General features: G+C 66.1%; 19 protein-coding genes and 1 other RNA gene. 10 read left to right on the top strand and 10 right to left on the bottom strand.

Annotation, left to right across the window (positions count from 1 at the left end; translation table 11 throughout):
* Window positions 1-68: 68 nt before the first annotated feature.
* Window positions 69-479, bottom strand: coding sequence for a hypothetical protein (locus tag HMPREF3174_RS01815; protein ID WP_148132140.1), 411 nt, complete (start codon window positions 477-479; stop codon window positions 69-71).
* 682 nt (window positions 480-1161) lie between these two features.
* Here HMPREF3174_RS01815 and HMPREF3174_RS09640 point away from each other — a divergent pair.
* Both HMPREF3174_RS09640 and HMPREF3174_RS09635 read left to right on the top strand, forming a co-directional pair.
* A complete protein-coding gene (locus HMPREF3174_RS09640; protein ID WP_083297645.1) occupies window positions 1162-1521 on the top strand; it encodes a DDE-type integrase/transposase/recombinase in 360 nt (119 codons plus the stop codon).
* Window positions 1482-1766: an IS3 family transposase gene (locus HMPREF3174_RS09635; RefSeq protein ID WP_083200499.1), complete on the top strand. Its 285-nt coding sequence runs from the start codon at window positions 1482-1484 to the stop codon at window positions 1764-1766. The genes HMPREF3174_RS09640 and HMPREF3174_RS09635 overlap by 40 nt, the downstream gene beginning before the upstream one ends.
* 131 nt (window positions 1767-1897) lie before the next feature.
* Here the strand turns inward: HMPREF3174_RS09635 and HMPREF3174_RS01810 are convergent, their stop codons facing one another.
* Together HMPREF3174_RS01810 and HMPREF3174_RS01805 are read right to left on the bottom strand one after the other, a co-directional pair.
* Window positions 1898-2278: a fluoride efflux transporter FluC gene (locus tag HMPREF3174_RS01810; RefSeq protein WP_070447549.1), complete on the bottom strand. Its 381-nt coding sequence runs from the start codon at window positions 2276-2278 to the stop codon at window positions 1898-1900.
* Window positions 2279-2281: 3 nt separating this feature from the next.
* Window positions 2282-2656, bottom strand: coding sequence for a fluoride efflux transporter FluC (locus tag HMPREF3174_RS01805; RefSeq protein ID WP_062612260.1), 375 nt, complete (start codon window positions 2654-2656; stop codon window positions 2282-2284).
* Window positions 2657-2694: 38 nt separating this feature from the next.
* Here HMPREF3174_RS01805 and HMPREF3174_RS01800 point away from each other — a divergent pair, with 38 nt between their 5' ends.
* Together HMPREF3174_RS01800 and HMPREF3174_RS01795 are read left to right on the top strand one after the other, a co-directional pair.
* Entirely contained in the window at window positions 2695-3489 is a 795-nt protein-coding gene (locus HMPREF3174_RS01800) for a Nif3-like dinuclear metal center hexameric protein (RefSeq protein ID WP_062612262.1), read from the top strand.
* Window positions 3489-4223, top strand: a complete 735-nt coding sequence (locus tag HMPREF3174_RS01795) for a zinc ribbon domain-containing protein (protein WP_062612264.1) — start codon at window positions 3489-3491, stop codon at window positions 4221-4223. Before HMPREF3174_RS01800 ends, HMPREF3174_RS01795 begins: the two co-directional genes overlap by 1 nt.
* Before the next feature lie 21 nt (window positions 4224-4244).
* Here HMPREF3174_RS01795 and HMPREF3174_RS01790 read toward each other — a convergent pair whose 3' ends face one another.
* Window positions 4245-5012, bottom strand: a complete 768-nt coding sequence (locus tag HMPREF3174_RS01790; protein WP_070447546.1) for a YaaA family protein — start codon at window positions 5010-5012, stop codon at window positions 4245-4247.
* A 38-nt stretch (window positions 5013-5050) separates the two neighbouring features.
* Between HMPREF3174_RS01790 and rnpB the strand changes: the two genes are divergently transcribed.
* An RNA gene (rnpB, locus tag HMPREF3174_RS01785) (RNase P RNA component class A) lies at window positions 5051-5392 on the top strand.
* A gap of 73 nt (window positions 5393-5465) precedes the next feature.
* Here the strand turns inward: rnpB and ppgK are convergent.
* Together ppgK and map are read right to left on the bottom strand one after the other, a co-directional pair.
* The gene (gene ppgK, locus HMPREF3174_RS01780; protein WP_062612268.1) at window positions 5466-6239 is read right to left on the bottom strand and encodes a polyphosphate--glucose phosphotransferase; all 774 of its coding nucleotides are present in this window, start codon (window positions 6237-6239) and stop codon (window positions 5466-5468) included.
* 48 nt (window positions 6240-6287) lie between these two features.
* Window positions 6288-7193, bottom strand: a complete 906-nt coding sequence (map, locus tag HMPREF3174_RS01775; RefSeq protein ID WP_082661061.1) for a type I methionyl aminopeptidase — start codon at window positions 7191-7193, stop codon at window positions 6288-6290.
* A 62-nt stretch (window positions 7194-7255) separates the two neighbouring features.
* Between map and HMPREF3174_RS01770 the strand changes: the two genes are divergently transcribed.
* The 4 genes from HMPREF3174_RS01770 to HMPREF3174_RS01755 are packed head-to-tail and all read left to right on the top strand — an operon-like array spanning window position 7256 to window position 12406.
* The gene (locus tag HMPREF3174_RS01770) at window positions 7256-7465 is read left to right on the top strand and encodes a hypothetical protein (protein ID WP_062612271.1); all 210 of its coding nucleotides are present in this window, start codon (window positions 7256-7258) and stop codon (window positions 7463-7465) included.
* Window positions 7462-8796: a glutamine synthetase family protein gene (locus tag HMPREF3174_RS01765; RefSeq protein WP_062612273.1), complete on the top strand. Its 1335-nt coding sequence runs from the start codon at window positions 7462-7464 to the stop codon at window positions 8794-8796. The genes HMPREF3174_RS01770 and HMPREF3174_RS01765 overlap by 4 nt, the downstream gene beginning before the upstream one ends.
* On the top strand, window positions 8796-11795 hold the full coding sequence (locus HMPREF3174_RS01760; protein ID WP_062612275.1) for a bifunctional [glutamine synthetase] adenylyltransferase/[glutamine synthetase]-adenylyl-L-tyrosine phosphorylase: 3000 nt from the start codon (window positions 8796-8798) through the stop codon (window positions 11793-11795). The genes HMPREF3174_RS01765 and HMPREF3174_RS01760 overlap by 1 nt, the downstream gene beginning before the upstream one ends.
* 2 nt (window positions 11796-11797) lie before the next feature.
* Window positions 11798-12406: a histidine phosphatase family protein gene (locus HMPREF3174_RS01755; RefSeq protein WP_062612277.1), complete on the top strand. Its 609-nt coding sequence runs from the start codon at window positions 11798-11800 to the stop codon at window positions 12404-12406.
* A gap of 18 nt (window positions 12407-12424) precedes the next feature.
* On the opposite strand, the gene glnA is transcribed toward HMPREF3174_RS01755, so the two are convergent.
* The 3 genes from glnA to HMPREF3174_RS01740 all read right to left on the bottom strand — a co-directional run bounded on the left by glnA (window position 12425) and on the right by HMPREF3174_RS01740 (window position 15890).
* Window positions 12425-13843, bottom strand: coding sequence for a type I glutamate--ammonia ligase (glnA, locus tag HMPREF3174_RS01750; RefSeq protein WP_062612279.1), 1419 nt, complete (start codon window positions 13841-13843; stop codon window positions 12425-12427).
* Between the two features lie 97 nt (window positions 13844-13940).
* Complete coding sequence (locus tag HMPREF3174_RS01745; RefSeq protein ID WP_062612281.1) at window positions 13941-14633, bottom strand: DUF4191 domain-containing protein; 693 nt, start codon at window positions 14631-14633, stop codon at window positions 13941-13943.
* A 63-nt stretch (window positions 14634-14696) separates the two neighbouring features.
* Entirely contained in the window at window positions 14697-15890 is a 1194-nt protein-coding gene (locus tag HMPREF3174_RS01740) for an MFS transporter (protein ID WP_168160551.1), read from the bottom strand.
* Window positions 15891-15983: 93 nt separating this feature from the next.
* Between HMPREF3174_RS01740 and HMPREF3174_RS01735 the strand changes: the two genes are divergently transcribed.
* On the top strand, window positions 15984-16427 hold the full coding sequence (locus HMPREF3174_RS01735) for a hypothetical protein (RefSeq protein ID WP_070447543.1): 444 nt from the start codon (window positions 15984-15986) through the stop codon (window positions 16425-16427).
* A gap of 61 nt (window positions 16428-16488) precedes the next feature.
* On the opposite strand, the gene sucB is transcribed toward HMPREF3174_RS01735, so the two are convergent.
* Window positions 16489-17681, bottom strand: a 1193-nt coding sequence (gene sucB, locus HMPREF3174_RS01730) for a 2-oxoglutarate dehydrogenase, E2 component, dihydrolipoamide succinyltransferase (RefSeq protein WP_148132142.1), incomplete at its 5' end; no start/stop codon positions are given.

Genomic DNA, 17681 nt, shown 5'->3' with positions numbered 1-17681 from the left:
AACTGCTCTTCCGGGGCCCACCCCATGCCCGTCGACTATGGCTGGTGGGACTCCAGGTCGAGGTAATGCTATGCGCTAAGCTTTCCAGACTTAACGGATAGAGTAAGCATCTCATTGTGAGGGATTAGGGTAACGCTGAGCGTGTCCGCCAACTCTCCGACTGCACGCCAAGTCTCCTCCTCATTGCACATCAGAAGGCTTCCTTGCGAAAAAGTAATCGTCCAGATCATCCATTCGTCCTCACAATGGCGATCAATGCTGCACTGGATATCAGTCTCAAGTCTCCCATTCGTTGCATCAAGCGCAAAGCCAACATCAATGATCTTGCCTTCGATATCAACATCTACCGTGAGGAGAGGGGACTCATCGAAATAGCCAGTCTGTGGAAATATAGCTTCTCCTGGGGCCTTCCACCCAAACCCACTACCATCTGCCCAGCAGTACGCTGTAAGCGTTCTAGTATCCAGCCGATTCATCACCAAATCACCACAGTCATAATAGTGCTATTGTGAAGACTCAATCGAGCTTCCCAGACCCCATAACGCACATATGCAGTACCATTGTTGGTTTTCTTCAGTGTTCCGTGCCTTGCTATCGTTTCGACGTTAATCTTCCGTTCGGCCGCTCTTCGTGTTGCCTCTCGAGTGACTGAGAAGCTTCGATTACCAAGCACAGCGAAGGCTAATCGCTGTCCTGCGCTCACACCACCGTCACCAAAGCACACTCTGCTTATACAGTTTTGCGGTAGGATCGGACGACCTTCACCGATGAACCTAGGAAAGCCATCAGGATCGGCATCCTGAGGTGTCGACGTCAGTGAGCTAACGGGTGTCACACCTTCAGCAGGTCGTCTCGGATGCCCAAGGTTACCAGCGAGGGGAGCGTAAAATGATACTGTCAGCCCTGTTGTAGCCAATGTGGTCATTATAGCTTTCAAAGTCAACACCTTCTCTCGGATAATTCCGGCGATGTGTCGCACATTGTTCGAGAAACCTTAAGACAACCCCAAGGGTGTGTCAAGCCTCACACTAGAAATGAGCGTAGGTGATGTCAGCGCTTTACAACAGGTTCCGAACCCGAGCCCGGAGGACAACATGGTTGACGAGATACGGACACAATTCGACGTGGAGTGTCCTTGGTTTTTAGGTCCAGGTGACTTGAGTGTTGTCCATTATTGCCCCGCCTGTGGGTGGCTGGCATTACGTGTGTGCGCATGAAGAATGGCCTTGTGTGTGTGCCGCGTTTGTCACCGACGTTTACTCCCGACGGATCGTTGGGTGGGCGTTATCAGATTTGATGCGTACCGAAGCACTGTCGTTGCAAGCTCTTAACCAGGCAATCGTGTGTGCTAAGGAAACAACAGGTCTCATTCACCATTCGGATCACGGGTCGCAGTACGTCAGCGTTGTCTACAACGAGCGACTTACCAAGCACAGTATTACCGCTCCACCGGAAGCCTCGGCGAGTCCTACGACAATGCTCTGGCTGAAAACATCAACGGCTCCTACAAGAACGAGCTAATCCATACCCGCAGGTGCGATGACGTTATCGAGGTAGAAATCGCCACGTTCGAGTGGGTGTCATGGTGGAACCAGACCCGGATCCACCAAGCCCTTGACTACCGCACCCCGGTCGAGGATGAGAACGACTACTGGCACAGCGCCAGCACATCAGAGGAAATGAAAACCAGGGCAAATGCTAGGAACAAAACTCGGGACACTTCAGTGGGCAGAACTTGTGAATATACCGGCTACCGATTGCTATAGGGACCTGGTCGGGCTCTGGTTCACGAGCTGTGTCGGGGGTAGCTGGTGCCGGGTGGGCCTTGGGCCGGCGGGCCGGGTTATAGGCGCATGGGAGGGCGCCAACCCGACACCCTCAAGTGGGAAGAGCTCCTTTAGTGCGATGTGCCTGGGCCCGGGAGTAACCGCGCGCCAACCAGCATCCCGAGCGCGGCAAGCGCAATCGCCCCCGCGAGCATCCCGAACACAAAGGCGGCCGACCTGCCGTGCCCCTGTTCGTCGCTGACCTGGAGCGCGTTGATGGAGGCGGTGGAGAACGTGGTCAGCCCGCCGCAAAAGCCGGCGCCGAGCATCGCGTACCAGGTGGCGGAACCAGCCAGCGCGTCTTCCCGCACGAAGAGGGAAGCGAGCAAGCCCAAGAGGAAGGAGCCGACAAAGTTGACGGTCACGGTTCCCCACGGGTGGGGGAGCGCCTTGTCGATGAGGTAGCGGGCGCCGGCACCGATCCCACCCCCGAGCGTGACGGCGAAGATCATTGCTCACCCCGCCTCAGACGTGTGGCTCGTGGTTCGACGCTCAGCGCCAACCCGACCGGCCTTAAGCCCCAGCCAGGCGGCGCCGACGCCGAGCACCACGGAGCCTACGGCATAGGCCAGCCCCCAGGCAGCGTTGTCCTGCAAGAGTTCGACTGTATCCACGGCCAGTGCGCTGTAGGTGGTGAAGCCGCCGAGCATCCCGGTGCCCACGAAGAGCCGGGCCTGCCCGCTCACCATCGAGGAGACCACGCCTAACGCAAAGGCGCCGGCCACGTTGATGGCGAGGATGACGAGCACGGGGTAGGTGGCCCCGTTGGAGAGGAAAAACCTGAGGGCCGCGCCGATCGCGCCGCCGAGTCCAACGAGTATGACATTCACGGCTCCAGCCTAGACCTCGCTCCGGTAGTGTTGAACTCATGAGCACTGTGATGGACATCGTATCCGTGATGAACGAGCACTTCCCGCCCGCCCTCGCAGAGGACTGGGATCGTGTGGGGCTCGTGGTGGGAGACCCGGCAGACGAGGTCACGAAGGTGGGCTTCGCGGTGGACCCGTGCGGTGCGGTGGTGGACGAGGCGATTGAGCGCGGGGCCCAGATGCTCATCACGCATCACCCGCTCTACCTGCGCGGGACGTCGTCGGTGGCGACGGACACCGCGAAGGGTGCCTGGGTGCACAAGCTCATCCGCAACGGCGTGGCCCTCTTCGCCGCTCACACGAACGCCGACTCGGCGGCCAACGGCTCGGCCGTGGCGCTGGCCGAGCTCCTCGGGCTGTGCGATACCCGCCCGATAGAGCCGAATGCCGAACACCCGGAGCTGGGCCTGGGCCGCGTGGGCGAGCTCGAGCTGACGATGAGCGTGCGCGAACTGGCTCTCCGCCTCCAGGTGCTCCTACCCGAGACCCCGGCGGGCATCACGATCGGGGGAGATCCCGAGCGGATCGTCAAGACCGTGGCGGTTTCTCCGGGCTCGGGCGATTCCTTCCTTTCGGCGGCGAACCGAGCGGGCGCGGACGTCTACATCACCGCCGACCTACGCCACCACCCCGCCACCGACCACCTCTGGGCCGGCGGCTGCGCCCTCATCGGCGCCACGCATTTCGCCAGCGAGTGGCCGGTGCTGCCCAAGATGCGCGACGCCGTGGCCGCGGCCGGCGTCGACACCTACATTTCCACCCTCATCACCGACCCTTGGATTGAGAGGCTCTGATGGCACGCGCACCCCGCTCCGACCAGCTCCAATTGCTCGACGTCGCCCAGCTCGACGCCCAGCTTGCCCGCCTCAAGGCCGAGGGGGAGCGCCACCCGCTACGCGCGGAGGTCGGCGAGCAGATGAACCTCGTGGCGGCCAAGGGCCGGGAGCTCATGGAGGCGCGGGCCGAACTCGACACCGCGCAGGCCCAGCTGGAGGAGGCCGAGCGCCGCACGCGCGAGCTCGCCGGCATCGTCGCCGAGAAGCAGGGCCGGCTGAACGCGGGCACGGGCATGGACTCGCGCCAACTGCTTACCCTCGAAAGCGAGATCAATGCCAATCAGGCCTTCCTGGACGAGGCCAGCGATGCGGAGTTCGTGGCCTTGGAGCGGGTGGAGGCGGCGGAGTCGGCGATCGCCGACATCGAGGCCCAGCAGGCGGTGTTGAACGAGCGGATCGTCACCGGGCGCGCCGCGCTGGAGGACGCTATCGCGATGCTTGAGCGGGACGCTGCGGACGTGCGCCGGGAGCGCGACGCTCTTTATGAGCCGCTGGCCGCCGAGCTCAAGGACGCCTACGAGCGTGCCCAGCGCAGCGGCGGGCTGACCGTCATCGCCCTGCACCGCAACGGCGAGACCTCGGGCGGCGTGCAGATTTCACCGATCGAGGTCAACCAGATCAAGAACTCCGACCCCGATCAGATCCACATCTCCGACGACTACCAGTGCATCGTCGTCCTGCTTGACGCCTAGCCGCGTCCCGACGGCCTCGCACTACTCCTCGGTGACGAGCGTGAGCTTGGCTGGCCCGCGCCCGGCCGGGGTGAGCTCGACCCCGCTCACGTGCCCGTCCTGCACGAGCACCTGGGCGAATTCGGCCAGCTCCAGAGGCGTGCTGGGAGCGTTGGCCTCGCGCACAAGGTACCCGGCGAGCAGCCCGCGGTAGTGCTTGGCCCAGTGTGAGACGACCGAGCGTTTTCCGTTCCTCAGCCGCACGGCCCCGACCGTCACGTGGCGCTCTGGCGCGGGCGACCACACCATGTACTCGCCCGATCGCGCGTCAACCACCAGCTCGTCCTCCGGCAGCACCGCCTGCTCGCGCAATGCCTGCCGCCACAGCGCCTGCACCGAGAAGTCGGGCAGCTTCGTGTTCATCGACAGCCGGTAGGCGGGGATGAGATCCTCGGGGCTGAGCATCCCGAACGCGCCGGAAAAGATGCGCACCATCCGTGCGCTGCGCTCCCGTTCGGCGTCGGTGAGCGTATCGAAGCCTGCCGCCGCGTACAGCACCCCGGTGTACACCTGCCACGCCGGAGCGCACGGGCGTCTGTAGAAGTCGATCTGCGCCCGAATCTCCGGCTCGAGCGAGGCGCCCACTTTGAGCACGCTGAGTGCATCCGGCGCCCCCGACACCCGTTGCAACGCGTCGATCACACGCTCGCGCACGGGGTTGAGCTGCGGCGCGGTGAGCGAGGCGAGGTCGAGGGCGGGGCCGGTGGCCGGCGTCGTCTTCCCGGCAGACGGAGGCAGGGCAATGAGCATGTTTCATGTATAACCCGCCCGGCGGTATAATCCAAAGCGCAGTTGGCCGGGCGGCCGCGTGGGCGCATGCCCCCGAGGAACGTCCGGGCTCCACGGGAAACGGTGGTGGATAACGTCCACTCGGAGTGATCCGCAGGCTAGTGCCACAGAAAGCAAACCGCCGCCCACGGGCGGTAAGGGTGAAAGGGTGAGGTAAGAGCTCACCGCGTTTCAGGTGACTGGGACGGCAGGGTAAACCCCACCGGGAGCAAGACCGAGCAGCGCGCTGTGAGATCCCGCTCGCGCGCGGGTTGGTTGCTTGAGCCCACCGGCAACGATGGGCCTAGATAGATGGCCGCCGCCTTTTGGCACAGAACCCGGCGTATAGGCCAGCTGCACGTGTGGCCCGCTCCGGCGGGCCACACTCTTAGCCGTAGCCTTCACGACGCCGTCGTTCGGCTTCCAGCCGCGAGCCTAGTCTTCGCCGAGCTCCTGCTTGGCGAAGAGCGCCGCGCCGACGATGCCGGCCGTGTTGAGCAGGTCGGCGGGGACGATCGGCGCGTTCGTGGTGATGTGGTGGAGGAACTCGGCGTGCTTCTTGGAGATGCCGCCGCCCACAATGAAAAGGTCGGGGGAGAAGAGCATCTCGTAGTGGCCAAACACCGTGTTGAGCCGCGCGCCCCACTCCTCGAAGCTCAGCCCCTCACGCTCGTAGACCGCGGAGGAGGCGAAGTGCTCGGCCTCCATGCCGTTGGGCAGGAGAAGGTGGCCGAACTCGGTGTTGGGCACCAGAGTGCCCTGGGACACGAGCGCCGAGCCAATGCCGGTGCCGAGGGTGAGCATGATGACCGTGCCCTTATTGCCCCGGGCGGCGCCAAAGTGGACCTCGGCGTAACCGGCAGCGTCGGCGTCGTTCATCACGGCCACCGGGCGCTGGATATTCTCCGCAATGAGGCGGGCCGGGAAGGTGCCCGCCCACTTCTTCGACAGGTTGGCGATGAAGGGGATCTGCCCGCGCACGATCGGCGCGGGGAAGGACAGACCCACCGGGACCTCGCCCGGCAGGTTGAACTTTGCCACGATCTCGCCGATGATCGCGGCGATCTCGGCCGGCTCGGCGTTTTCGGGCGTGGGGATGCGCACGCGCTTATCCATGAACTGGCCGGTCTTGAGGTCAACCGGCGCGCCCTTGATGCCCGATCCGCCCACGTCGACTCCGATGGCGACCTTGCGAAACTTCTTCTTCATCTCTTTCCTCCGAAGGTAGGGGCGCCCGTCGTCGTCGGCGCCGGGGACTTAGGCGGGGATCGCCGGGGTGGTTTGCCCCATGGAGGGCAGGGTGAGGATCTCGGCGCCGGTCTCGGTCACCACGATCGTGTGCTCGAACTGGGCGCTGCGCCCGCGGTCCTTGGTGAGGACGGTCCAGTCGTCGTCCCACTGGAACCAGTCGATCTGGCCAAGGGTGAGCATGGGTTCGATGGTGAAAACCATGCCCGGCTCGATCACCTCGTTGTGGCGCGGGGCGGCGTCGTAGTGGGGGACGATGAGGCCGGAGTGGAAGGCCTCGCCCACGCCGTGCCCGGTGAAGTCCTCCACCACGCCGTAGTCGAAGCGCTTGGCGTAGGACTCAATCACGCGGCCGATCACGTTGATCTCCCGCCCGGGCTTGACGGCCTTGATGCCGCGCATCATCGAGGTGTAGGTGCGCTCGCACAGGAGGCGCGATTCTTCGTCCACCTCGCCCACGTAGAACATGGCGTTCGTATCCCCGTGCACGCCGTCCTTGTAGGCGGTGACATCGAGGTTGATGATGTCGCCCTCCTCGAGCGGGCGTGAATCGGGGATGCCGTGGCAGATGACCTCGTTGATCGAGGTGCAGATTGACTTGGGGAAGCCCATGTAGCCCAGGCAGGAGGGGTAGGCGCCCTGGGAGACCATGTAGTCGTGGGCGATGGCGTCCAGCTCGTCAGTGGTGATCCCGGGCTTGATGGCGGCGCCGGCGAGGTAGAGGGCGTCGGCGGCGATCGTGCCGGCGGCGCGGATCTTCTCGATGGTCTCGGCAGACTTGATCTCGGGGGCGGTGACCACTTCGGGGCCGTCGTGGAACATGTATTCGGGCCGCTCAATGTACTCGGGCACGTGCCGCATGGGCGACAGGGTGCCGGGCGTGAGGGTTCCTAGGGGAGCGCGATCTGCTTGCATAATATTAAGCTTAGTCCTATGTGAGGCGGGCTCAAATCCCGCCGCCGGGGGAGGGAGCACGCATGGCTTTTTGGTTTAACGTAGCAACGGGCGAGGTAGCCGAATCGGAGGCGCCGTCGTTCCCGGCTGCCGAGCGCATGGGCCCTTACGCCACGCGGCTGGAGGCGGAGAGCGCGCTCCTCCTCTCCGAGCAGCGCAACGCGGAGGCGGACGCCCCCGAGCCGGAGGATGACTATGACGCGGCTGAGCGCGAGTGGAAGGAAAACTGGTGAATCCCCAATCCGAATACGTCTTGCGCGAGGTTGACGACCACGACGTGCGCTTCATTCGCCTGTGGTTTACCGACATCACAGGCACGCTCAAATCCGTGGCGATCGCGCCCGCCGAGCTCGAGGCCGCGTTCGAGGGCGGCATCTCCTTCGACGGCTCGGCGGTCCAGGGCCTCACACGCGGGCACGAGTCCGACATGGTGATGCGCCCAGACCCGTCCACCTTCCAGCTCCTGTCCTGGGGCGAGGACGATTCGCCCTCGGCGCGCATGTTCTGCTCGATCTACACTCCCGACGGCGAACCGGCCCGTTCCGACCCACGCGCGGTGCTCGAGCGTGCCCTCGAGCGCGCCGCGAACATGGGCTTTTCGTTCTACGCCCAGCCCGAGTGCGAATTCTACCTTTTCCACCCGACGACGGACGAGCACGCCGCCCCCGTCCCCATCGACAACGGGTCCTACTTTGACCACGTCACGCGGTCGATCGCGCAGTCCTTCCGCTCGCGTGCCGTCAAGACCTTGGAGGACATGGGGATCACGGTGGAGTTCTCCCACCACGAGATCGGCCCGGGCCAAAACGAGATCGACCTGCGCCGCAGCGACGCCCTCACCATGGCCGACCAGATCATGACCCTGCGCGTGGTAGTGGAACAGGTGGCGATCTCCCAGGGCGTGATGGCCTCCTTCATGCCCAAACCGCTCATCGACGCGGCCGGCTCGGCCATGCACACCCACTTCTCCCTTTTCGAGGGCAACAAGAACGCTTTCTACGACCCGCTCGCCACCTTCCACCTTTCGCCCACCGGGCGCAAATTCGTGGCCGGCCTGCTCCGCCACGCCCCACAGATCACCGCGATCACCAACCAGCACGTCAACTCCTACAAGCGGCTGTGGGCCGGGTACGAGGCACCAAACTACGTCTCCTGGGGCAACTCCCACACGTCGCTCGTGCGCATCCCGGCACTCGACCAGGGCGACCCCGAATCGGCCCGCGTCGAATACCGCGCCCTCGACTCGGCCGCGAACCCCTACCTCGCCTTCGCCGTCATCCTCAACGCGGGCCTGGCCGGCATCGAGGGCGACTACGAGCTGCCCGAGGACCTCGATGTGGACGTTTCCGAACTGACCGACCTCGAAAGGCGCGCCATGGGGCTACGCGCCCTGCCGGCGTCGTTATCGGATGCCCTGAAGGAGATGCGCGAGTCCGAGCTCGTGGCCGACACGCTCGGGGAAGACGCGTTCGCCTACTTCCTGCGCAACAAGCGCCACGAGTGGGAAGCCTACCGCCACCAGGTCACGCCGTTTGAGCGGCGTGCGTTCATGACGTCGAACTGATGTGGGAGGCGGCTAAGCTTCGCAGGGCGGGCTTCTCCCCGCCCGACCGCGCCGCGCGCCTGCTGGAAAGCCCCGCGCTCGCGGGTACGGATGCCGACTGGTTGCTCGCCCACGCCGCCGGTACCGCCGATCCCAACCAGGCCCTCCTCGGCTATCTGCGCCTCACCGAAGCCGCGCAAGAGGCCGGGCCCGAGGCTCGGCGCGCGCTGACCGACGCCTGCCAGGCGGCGCCCGCGCGCCTGTTCGCCATCCTCGGCATGTCCACCACCCTCACCGAGCACCTCATCTCCCACCCCACTAACGTCCACATCCTCTCCGACGCCAAGATCGCCGAAGCCGGGCTCTACACGACGCTCGAAGGGGAGAGGGCCTCCGCGCTCGCGGCCGTGCGCTCGTTTTCTCCCGGGCCGGGTGAACCCCCGCGCGCCGACTTGGCCGAGCTTGGGGAGGCCGGCGCGATCGAGGCGCTGCGCCTGCACTACTGGTATCGACTCACCCAGATCGCGGCGCTCGACCTCACGGCCGGCCCGGCCCCCGATCACGTGGAGGCGGTGGCCCGCGCGCTGTCGGACGTCGTGGGTGGAGCGCTCGAGGCAGCACTGGCCGTGGGCCGCGCGGTCTACGGACCCGAGGCGGACGACGTCGCCCTGGCCATTATCGCCATGGGCAAGACGGGCGGGCGCGAGGTCAACTACATCTCCGACGTCGACGTGATTTACGTGGCAGGCTCCCGTTCCGGCGACGACGAGGCCGACCTCCCGGCCGCCACCAAGCTCGCCGAATACATCTCCCACGCCGTGGCCGCCCCGGGCCGCACGCCCGCGATCTTGCAGATCGACACGGCACTGCGCCCGGAGGGCAAGGCAGGCCCGCTCGTGCGCACCCTCGATTCTCACGTGGCCTACTACGAAAAGTGGGCCGAAAACTGGGAGTTCCAGGCCCTGCTCAAGGCCCGGCCCGTGGCCGGCGACCGGGAGCTCGGGGAGCGCTACGTCGCAGCCCTCACCCCACTCGTGTGGAACGCCGCGGGCCGGGACGGCTTCGTGGAGGAGACGCGCGCGATGCGCCGCCGAGTGGAGAGCCTGGTTCCCGCGAAGGACGCCGAGCGGCAGATCAAGCTGGGGCGCGGGGGCCTGCGCGATATCGAGTTCACCGTCCAGCTCCTCCAACTCGTCCACGGCCGCACCGACCCGTCCGTCCGCCAGCGCTCCACCCTCGAGGCCCTCGCCGCCCTGCGGGACGCTGGCTACATCGGCCGCACCGCCGCCGCCACCATGGACGCCGACTACCGGCTCCTGCGTGCCCTCGAGCACCGGGTCCAGCTCCACCGGATCCGCCGCTCGCACGTGCTACCCACCGCCGACGCCGACCTGCGCCGGATCGCCCGATCCCTCCGCATCCCCGGCCTCGACACCGCCGAGGAACTGGGGGAGATGTGGGCGCGCGTGCGCAAAGAGGTGCGGGCCCTGCACCTGGAGATCTACTACCGGCCCATGCTGCCGGCCACCGCCAAGCTTTCCGCCGACAACGCTGCCCTCGAGCCCGAGGCCGCCCAGGCGCGGCTGGCCGCGATCGGCTACGGTGACCCGCGCTCGGCCTACGCCAACGCGCTCGCCCTCACCTCCGGCTTCAACCGCACGGCCGCGATCGCCCGGCACATCATGCCCGTCATGCTCGAGTGGTTCACGCAGGGCCCCGAACCCGACCGAGGGCTCGCCGCCTTCCGCGACGTGTCAGAAAAGCTGGGCTCGACCCCCTGGTACATGCGCCTCCTGCGCGACTCGAAGGTGGTGGGCGAACGCCTCGCACGGCTACTGTCCACCTCGCGCTACGTGGCCAACGAGCTCCCCTCGCAGGCCGAGGCCATCGCCTGGCTGGAGGCCGACGAGCTCGCCCCGCTCGGGCCGGCCGAGCTCACCGCCCAACTCGATTCCGTGCTTAACCGGCGCACCGACCCGCGTGAGATCGCGATCGCGGGCCGGGCGCTCCGGCGTCGTGAACTCTTGCGCACCGCGATGGCTGACACGCTGCGCCTTGGCACGGACTCGCGCCAAGCGATCACGGACGCGGGCCAGGTGGCGGTGGAGGCCTCGCTGCGTGGGGCGCGAATCGCGGCCAGCGCGCCCGACTCGCTCCAGTTCGCCGTCATCGCCATGGGCCGCTTCGGAGGCGGGGAGCTGGGCTACATCTCGGACGCCGACCTCCTGTTCGTCTTCGACCACGGCCCCGAGCTTGCCGAGCAGGAGGCGAGCGCGGCGGCGAACGAAGTGGCCCGCCACCTCATCGCCCTGCTCTCCACACCCGCGCCCGAGCCGGGCTTCCCCGCCGACGCCGATCTGCGCCCCGAGGGCAAGAATGGCCCGCTCGCCCGCTCGCTCGACTCCTACCGCGCCTACTACGATCAGTGGGTGCAGACCTGGGAGCGCCAGGCCCTGCTGCGGGCGCGGTTCGTGGCCGGCGACGGCGTCGGGGCGCGCTTCATTTCACTCATCAACCCGCTGCGCTACCCTAGCTCAGGGTTGGCGGACGCCGAGGTGCGTGACATTCGGCGAATGAAGGCGCGCGTGGAGTCCGAGCGCATCCCGCGCGGCGTGGACAAGACCCGGCACTTGAAACTCGGCCCGGGCGGGCTCGCCAACGTCGAGTGGGCCGCCCAGATCCTCCAGCTGCGCCATGCGGGCCGCATCCCGGCGCTGCGCACTACCGGCACGCTCTCCGCCCTTGACGCGGCCAGCGAAAGTGGCCTCATCAGCGCCGATGGCGCTGGTAAGCTGATCGAGGCCTGGTCGTTTGCCTCGGCGCTGAGGGACGCAAACGTGCTCGCCTCCGGGCGCACGCGTGGCGCCAAGCTGGACCTGCTCCCGCACGGGGCACGCGAACTGGCCCTCACTGCCGCTCTGCTCGGGCGCGAGGGGGAGCTGCACGCCATCGAGGAAGACTACCTGCGCGCCGCGCGTCGGGCCCGAGCTGTTGTGGAACGCATCGTCTACGAGGAGTAACTGTGGAACTCATTCTTGTCCGTCACGGCCAGACCTACATGAACGCCAAGCACACGATCGACACGGTCATACCCGGCGCTGCGCTCACCGAGGCGGGTTGGACCCAGGCCAACGACGTCGTCGCCACGCTCGCCGCCCTCGAACCAGGCGCGATTTGGGCCTCGAACCTCACGCGCACGCAACAAACCGCTACCCCGCTCGCCACCCGCTTGGGGCTCGACATCCAGGTCCACGACGGCCTGCGCGAGATCGGTGCCGGATCGTATGAGGGCGGCGACACCGAGGACGACTACGACGGCTACACGAGCACGATCTTTCGCTGGATCAACGGCGAACTCGACCTGCCCATGGGCGAGGACACGGCCGTGACCGGGCGTAGCGTCCTCGAGCGGGTCGACGACGCCGTCCGGGTCATCGAAGCCGCCGGGCACGAACGCGCAGTCGCCTTCGCCCACGGGGGAGTCATTGCCTACTGGGTGGGCGCCCGCGCGCGCAACGCCCAGCGCGACCGCAACGCCTTCGTGCCGCTGACCAACACGGGCATCGCCCGCCTCACCGGCAGCCTCGACGAGGGCTACACCCTCAACTCCTGGATGCACATGACCTTCTAGGAGCCAGGGCACTAGCTCCTAGAAGTCGTAGTAGAGCGCGAACTCGTAGGGGTGCGGGCGCTGGCGCAGCGGCTCGATCTCCTTTTCCCGCTTGTAGCGGATCCAGGTGTCGATGATGTCCTCGTCGAACACGCCGCCCTCGGTAAGGTAGTCGTGGTCCTCTTCCAAGGCGCGCAACGCGTCCTGGAGCGACTGGGGCAGCTGTTCGATTTCCGCGTGCTCCTCGGGCGGCAGCTCGTAGAGGTCCTTGTCGATCGGCGCCGGGGGCTCGATCCGGTTGCGGATACCGTCCAAGCCCGCCATGAGCTGGGCGGCGAACGCCAGGTACGGGTTCGACGAGCCGTCCGGGGTGCGGTACTCGATGCGCTTGGCCTTCGCAGACGTGCCCGTGACCGGGATGCGCGTACACGCCGAACGATTGCGCGCCGAGTAGACGAGGTTGACCGGGGCCTCGAATCCCGGTACCAGCCGGTGGAAGGAATTGATCGAGGGGTTGGTGAAGGCGAGCAGGGACGGCGCGTGGGCGAGCAGGCCGCCAATGTACCAGCGCGCCAGGTCTGACAGGCCACCATACCCGCGCTCGTCATGGAAGAGCGGCACGCCGTCCTTCCACAGCGACTGGTGGCAGTGCATGCCCGAACCCGCGTCTCCGAAGAGAGGCTTGGGCATGAAGGTCGCCGTCTTGCCCGCGGCAAAGGCGGCGTTCTTGATGACGTACTTGAACTTCATGAGGTCATCCGCGGCGGCGAGCAGCGTGTCGAACCTGTAGTTGATCTCCTGCTGGCCGGTCCCGCACTCGTGGTGCTCGCGCTCGATCCTCAAACCCACCTCCTGGCACAGGCGCGTCATCTCATCGCGCAGGTCCGCCTCCTGATCGTTGGGGGAGACGGGGAAGTAGCCGCCCTTGATCCGGGTCTTGTAGCCCAGGTTTGGCCGCTCTTCTGTGCCAGTGTTCCACCACGCGCCACGGGCGTCGAGGTGGTAGCCCGCCTTGTTGGGCGAGTCGTCGAATCGGACGTCGTCGAAAACATAGAACTCGGGTTCGGCGCCAAAATAGACCGTGTCGGCGATTCCGGAGGCGCGCAGGTAGTCCTCGGCACGGCGGGCGATCGTGCGCGGGTCGCGCGAGTAGGGCTCGCCCGTGAACGGGTCGACCACGAAGAAGTTCATCACCAGCGTCTTACGCGCGCGGAACGGATCAATGTAGGCCGTACCAAGATCCGGGATGAGCTTCATATCCGACTCGTGGATCTCGGTAAAGCCGCGGATGGAGGAGCCGTCGAACATGAGGCCATCGCGCAGGGCGTCGTCGTCAAAGGTGCCGATGGGGATGGCGAAGTGCTGCATCACTCCGGGAAGGTCGCAGAAACGGATGTCGACGAACTCGACCCCCTCCTTGGCAAGGTAATCCTTGGCCTCATCAACACTTGAAAACACGTGGTACTCCTAACGGAAAAGACGGATCCGACCGCCATTGTACGGGGTGAGGGCAAGACAAAAGGGGCGGTGCCACATCGTGGCCGCGCCCCTTTGCTTAGCGTCCGCGCATCGCTCGCCTGTCCGGGCGGGCGTTGAACGGGTCAATCCCCTTCGGGATCGGCAGTGCGTTGGTCTGGATCGCCTTCATGCGGGCCGTGACCGCCGCGACCTCCTGGTGGGAGATCTTCTTCGGCAGCTTCTTCAGGTGGCGCTCCAGCTTCGCAATCGGCACCTGGCCAGCGCCATTGCCCACCTTGATCACCTCAACGGGCACCGAGGGGGCCACGCGCTTGATTGCCTTCTTCTCATCCTGGATGAGGCGATCCACCCGGTCGGCCGGGCCCTCGGAGATGAGGACGATGCCGGGGCGGCCAATCGCACGGAACAGCATGTCCTGCGTGCGGGCGTTAAAACGCACCGGCTCCTGCTCGATCACCCAGCCTCGCTTGATCTGGCCAAGCACCGCGGCGGAGGCACCGGGCATGCCGTCAATCTGCGCGTACGACGCACGGCGCACCAGTTGCGTCAGCACCAACAGTGCGAGGACCACGCCCATGAAGATTGAGAGCGGGACCCACACCCACCAGAACCTGGTGGCAAGTCCGCCCAGCAGGCCAAGAACGACGCCGACCACGAAGCCGGCGAGCAACGCCCAGGCAGTCCACGGGTACGTCTTCTTCGCCACCCGGTACGCATCGGCGACGTAACTCCACCAGCGCTTCTTCTTGGGCTTGTTCTTCTTGGTCATCGCACTTCCTTGTTCGGTTTCATCAAGAGTTTAGTAGATTGCACGGCCGTGCTCAAAGATGCCTCAGCCAAGCGCCCGTTCGTCCTTGCGCCCCAGGGTGGCCGAGACGAGCGTAATCAAACCGGCACACACTGCTGCGGCGAGGAATCCCACGGCGACGTTGGAATCCACGAAGCGCCCCACGATCGCCGAGGCACTCGCCACGCCGAGGACGTTGGCGGAGACGATGGCGGTATTGGCCACGCCGTCGCCGCCGCGCGGGGCCCACTTGCCGGCCAGGGTAAAGATGGACACGCCGAGCGGGCCTATGAAGACTCCGGCCACGAGCAGTAGGAGGGACAGGGCGACGCCGCCGGTGGCAATCATGCAGGCCGCGGCGCCGAGCAGAAGCCCGCTTCCGGCCAGGAGGATGCGGCGGTTGTAACTCAGGCGCTCGGGCAGCGCCACCGCCATGAGGGCTGTGACCGCCGCCGAAAGGCCAAGGGCCGCGTAGATGAGGCCACCCAGGCCCGACAGGCCGCGCGTCTCGGCAAAGGCCGTCACCGTGGTCTGCATTGCGCCGAAAAACATGCCCATGAAGAACATGGCGGCAAGCGGTGTGCGGACCCGGTTCATGACCGCGAGGAAGGAGGGGCGCGGTTCGTCGTCGTCGAACACGGCCGGGCCGCGGGCGTGACGCGAGAGCGCGAACGGGAAAACGCAGGTGAGCACAAGGCCGGCGGCTACGAGCAGCGGAAGGCTGGGGGAGACAGCGGCCGCGAGGATGCCCACGGCGGCGGGGCCGAGCACGAAGATCAGCTCATCGTTGACCGTCTCCCACGACATCGCGGCGGGCAGCTGGGCCGGGCTTGCGATCGGGTACCAGCGCACGCGCGAGAGTGGGCCGATGGGGGAGGTGGTGATCCCGATGAAGGCCGACATCGCCATAAGTGCCGCGGTGGCCGGCTCGCGGGGCGCGAACCAGACGAGCAACAACAGGGCCACGATGTTAAGCGGGGCGAACACCAAGAGCGGGTTGCGCTGCCCGAAATGGTCCGTGAGGCGGCCGATGATGATGTTGCCCAACCCGTTCGCGATCGCAAGGGACGCCGAGCAGTAGGCGGCGACCTCCACCGAGCCGGTCTCGGCCACGATGAGGGTCAACACGCCGATGATGATCATGGAGGTGGGAAGGCGGCCAAAAAACGACACCACCAAGTGGGGCCCGCCCACCAGCGAGGGAAGATCGCGATAACCACCAATAGAATTCGTACTCACCCGGCCATTGTAGACAGCGCGGTGCCGAGGTGGCCCATCACCGCCTGTGGAAAAGGCCATCATGGGTGGCGACGGTTGTGGTCTGCTTGAGGCATGAAGAACGAGCCGCGGTGGAGGATATGGCTGATCGCGTTCGCGGTTGTGGTCGGATTCGGGGTGGGGCTATCTCCGGATCCGACGGACTGGAAGGCGTACGCCCAAGCGATGGTCGACGCGCGAAACGCCGCGATCGTCGGCGAGGACTGGGAGGTGCTGTGGGCCCTGACAGTCGACGGCTCGCCCGCCAGGGCCGAAGACGAACAGCTCAAGGCCTGGATGGAAGACAACGGCGTGCGAGTGGAGGCCGTGGTGACCGAGGTGATTTCGGTGAACATGCGCGCCTCGGACGGTCCCGTCCTCGAAGTGATCTCCTACCAAAGCGGGGCACACATCGAAGGGTCGGACTCGGCCAACGAAAGCCAGCGCATCTGCCGGCGGTGGGCCATTCGGAACGCCAAGATCTACCGGGTGCGGCCGTGCCTGATGGAATCGGGCTAAAAGCTCGTGGGTTCAGGGGAAGAAAAGGGGCCCGGCTCGCGCCGGGCCCCTTGCTGAGGACTTAGAGGACCTCGGGGAAGTCACCCTCTTCGAGGCGGAACTTCACATCACGCAGGAAGCGCGAGGCGGCAGCGCCGTCGATGATGCGGTGATCGTAGGAGATGGACAGGAAGCACTTCGAGCGAATCGCGATGACCTCGTTGCCGTCCTGATCCTTGACCACGCCCGGCGCCTTGAAGATCGCGCCTGTGCCCATGATGGCCACGTTGGGCTGGTTGATGATCGGCGTGTCGAACGCGGCGCCAGCGGAGCCGGTATTCGTGATCGTGAAGGTGGAACCCGCCAGCTCGTCGGCCTTGATCTTGCCGTCGCGCGTGCGGGCGGCCAGGTCTGCGATCTGCTTGGCGATGCCGGCGATGTTGAGGTCGCCAGCTTTCTTGATCACGGGGACGAACAGGCCGCGCTCGGTGTCAACAGCGATGCCCACGTGCTCCACGTCGTGGTAGACGATCTCGTTGTCCTCCACCGAGGAGTTGATGATCGGGTGGGCCTTGAGCGCCTCCGTGGCCGCCTGCACGAAGAACGGCAGGTAGGTGAGGTTCACGCCCTCGCGCGCCTGGAAGGTGGCCTTCGCCTGGGCGCGAAGCTTGACGATCCGCGTGACATCGACCTCCATGACCGTGGTCAGCTGGGCCGAGGTGGCCAGCGAGTCGATCATGTGCTTGGCGATCGCCTTGCGCACGCCCGTCATCTTCTGGCGGGTGCCACGCAGGGTTGCGGCCTCTTTCGCCTTCTGCGCGATCTGAGTCTTGATCCCGCCCGCCGGGGCAGCCGGGGCAGCCGGAGCGGCCGGAGCTGCGGGTGCCGGAGCGGCCTGCGCGACCTTGGCGGCCTCAGCGGCGGCCTCGACATCCTGGCGGCGGATGCGACCGCCCACGCCCGTGCCGGAGACCGTGGCCAGGTCCACGCCGAGGTCCTTGGCGAGCTTGCGCACGATTGGGGTCACGTAGGCCGATTTTCCATCGGCCGGTGCCGGAGCCGCAGGGGCGGGCTTGGGCTCAGTGGGCTTAGGCTGGGCCGGAGCAGGCGCAGGTGCGGGCTTGGCCGGAGCAGGCGCAGGTGCGGGCTCAGCCTTGGGAGCCGGAGCCGGAGCGGGCTCGGCCTTCGGCTCTTCCTTCGGGGCAGCCGGCGCCGGGGCAGCCGGGGCCTCGCCACCGATGACGGCGAGCACGGTGCCAACCGAGACCGTCTCAT

The organism is Trueperella sp. HMSC08H06 (assembly GCF_001808465.1).
GTDB lineage: Bacteria > Actinomycetota > Actinomycetes > Actinomycetales > Actinomycetaceae > Trueperella > Trueperella bernardiae.
Note: the sequence above shows the minus strand (reverse complement) of the source record. Positions and strands in the feature narration are given on the sequence as shown.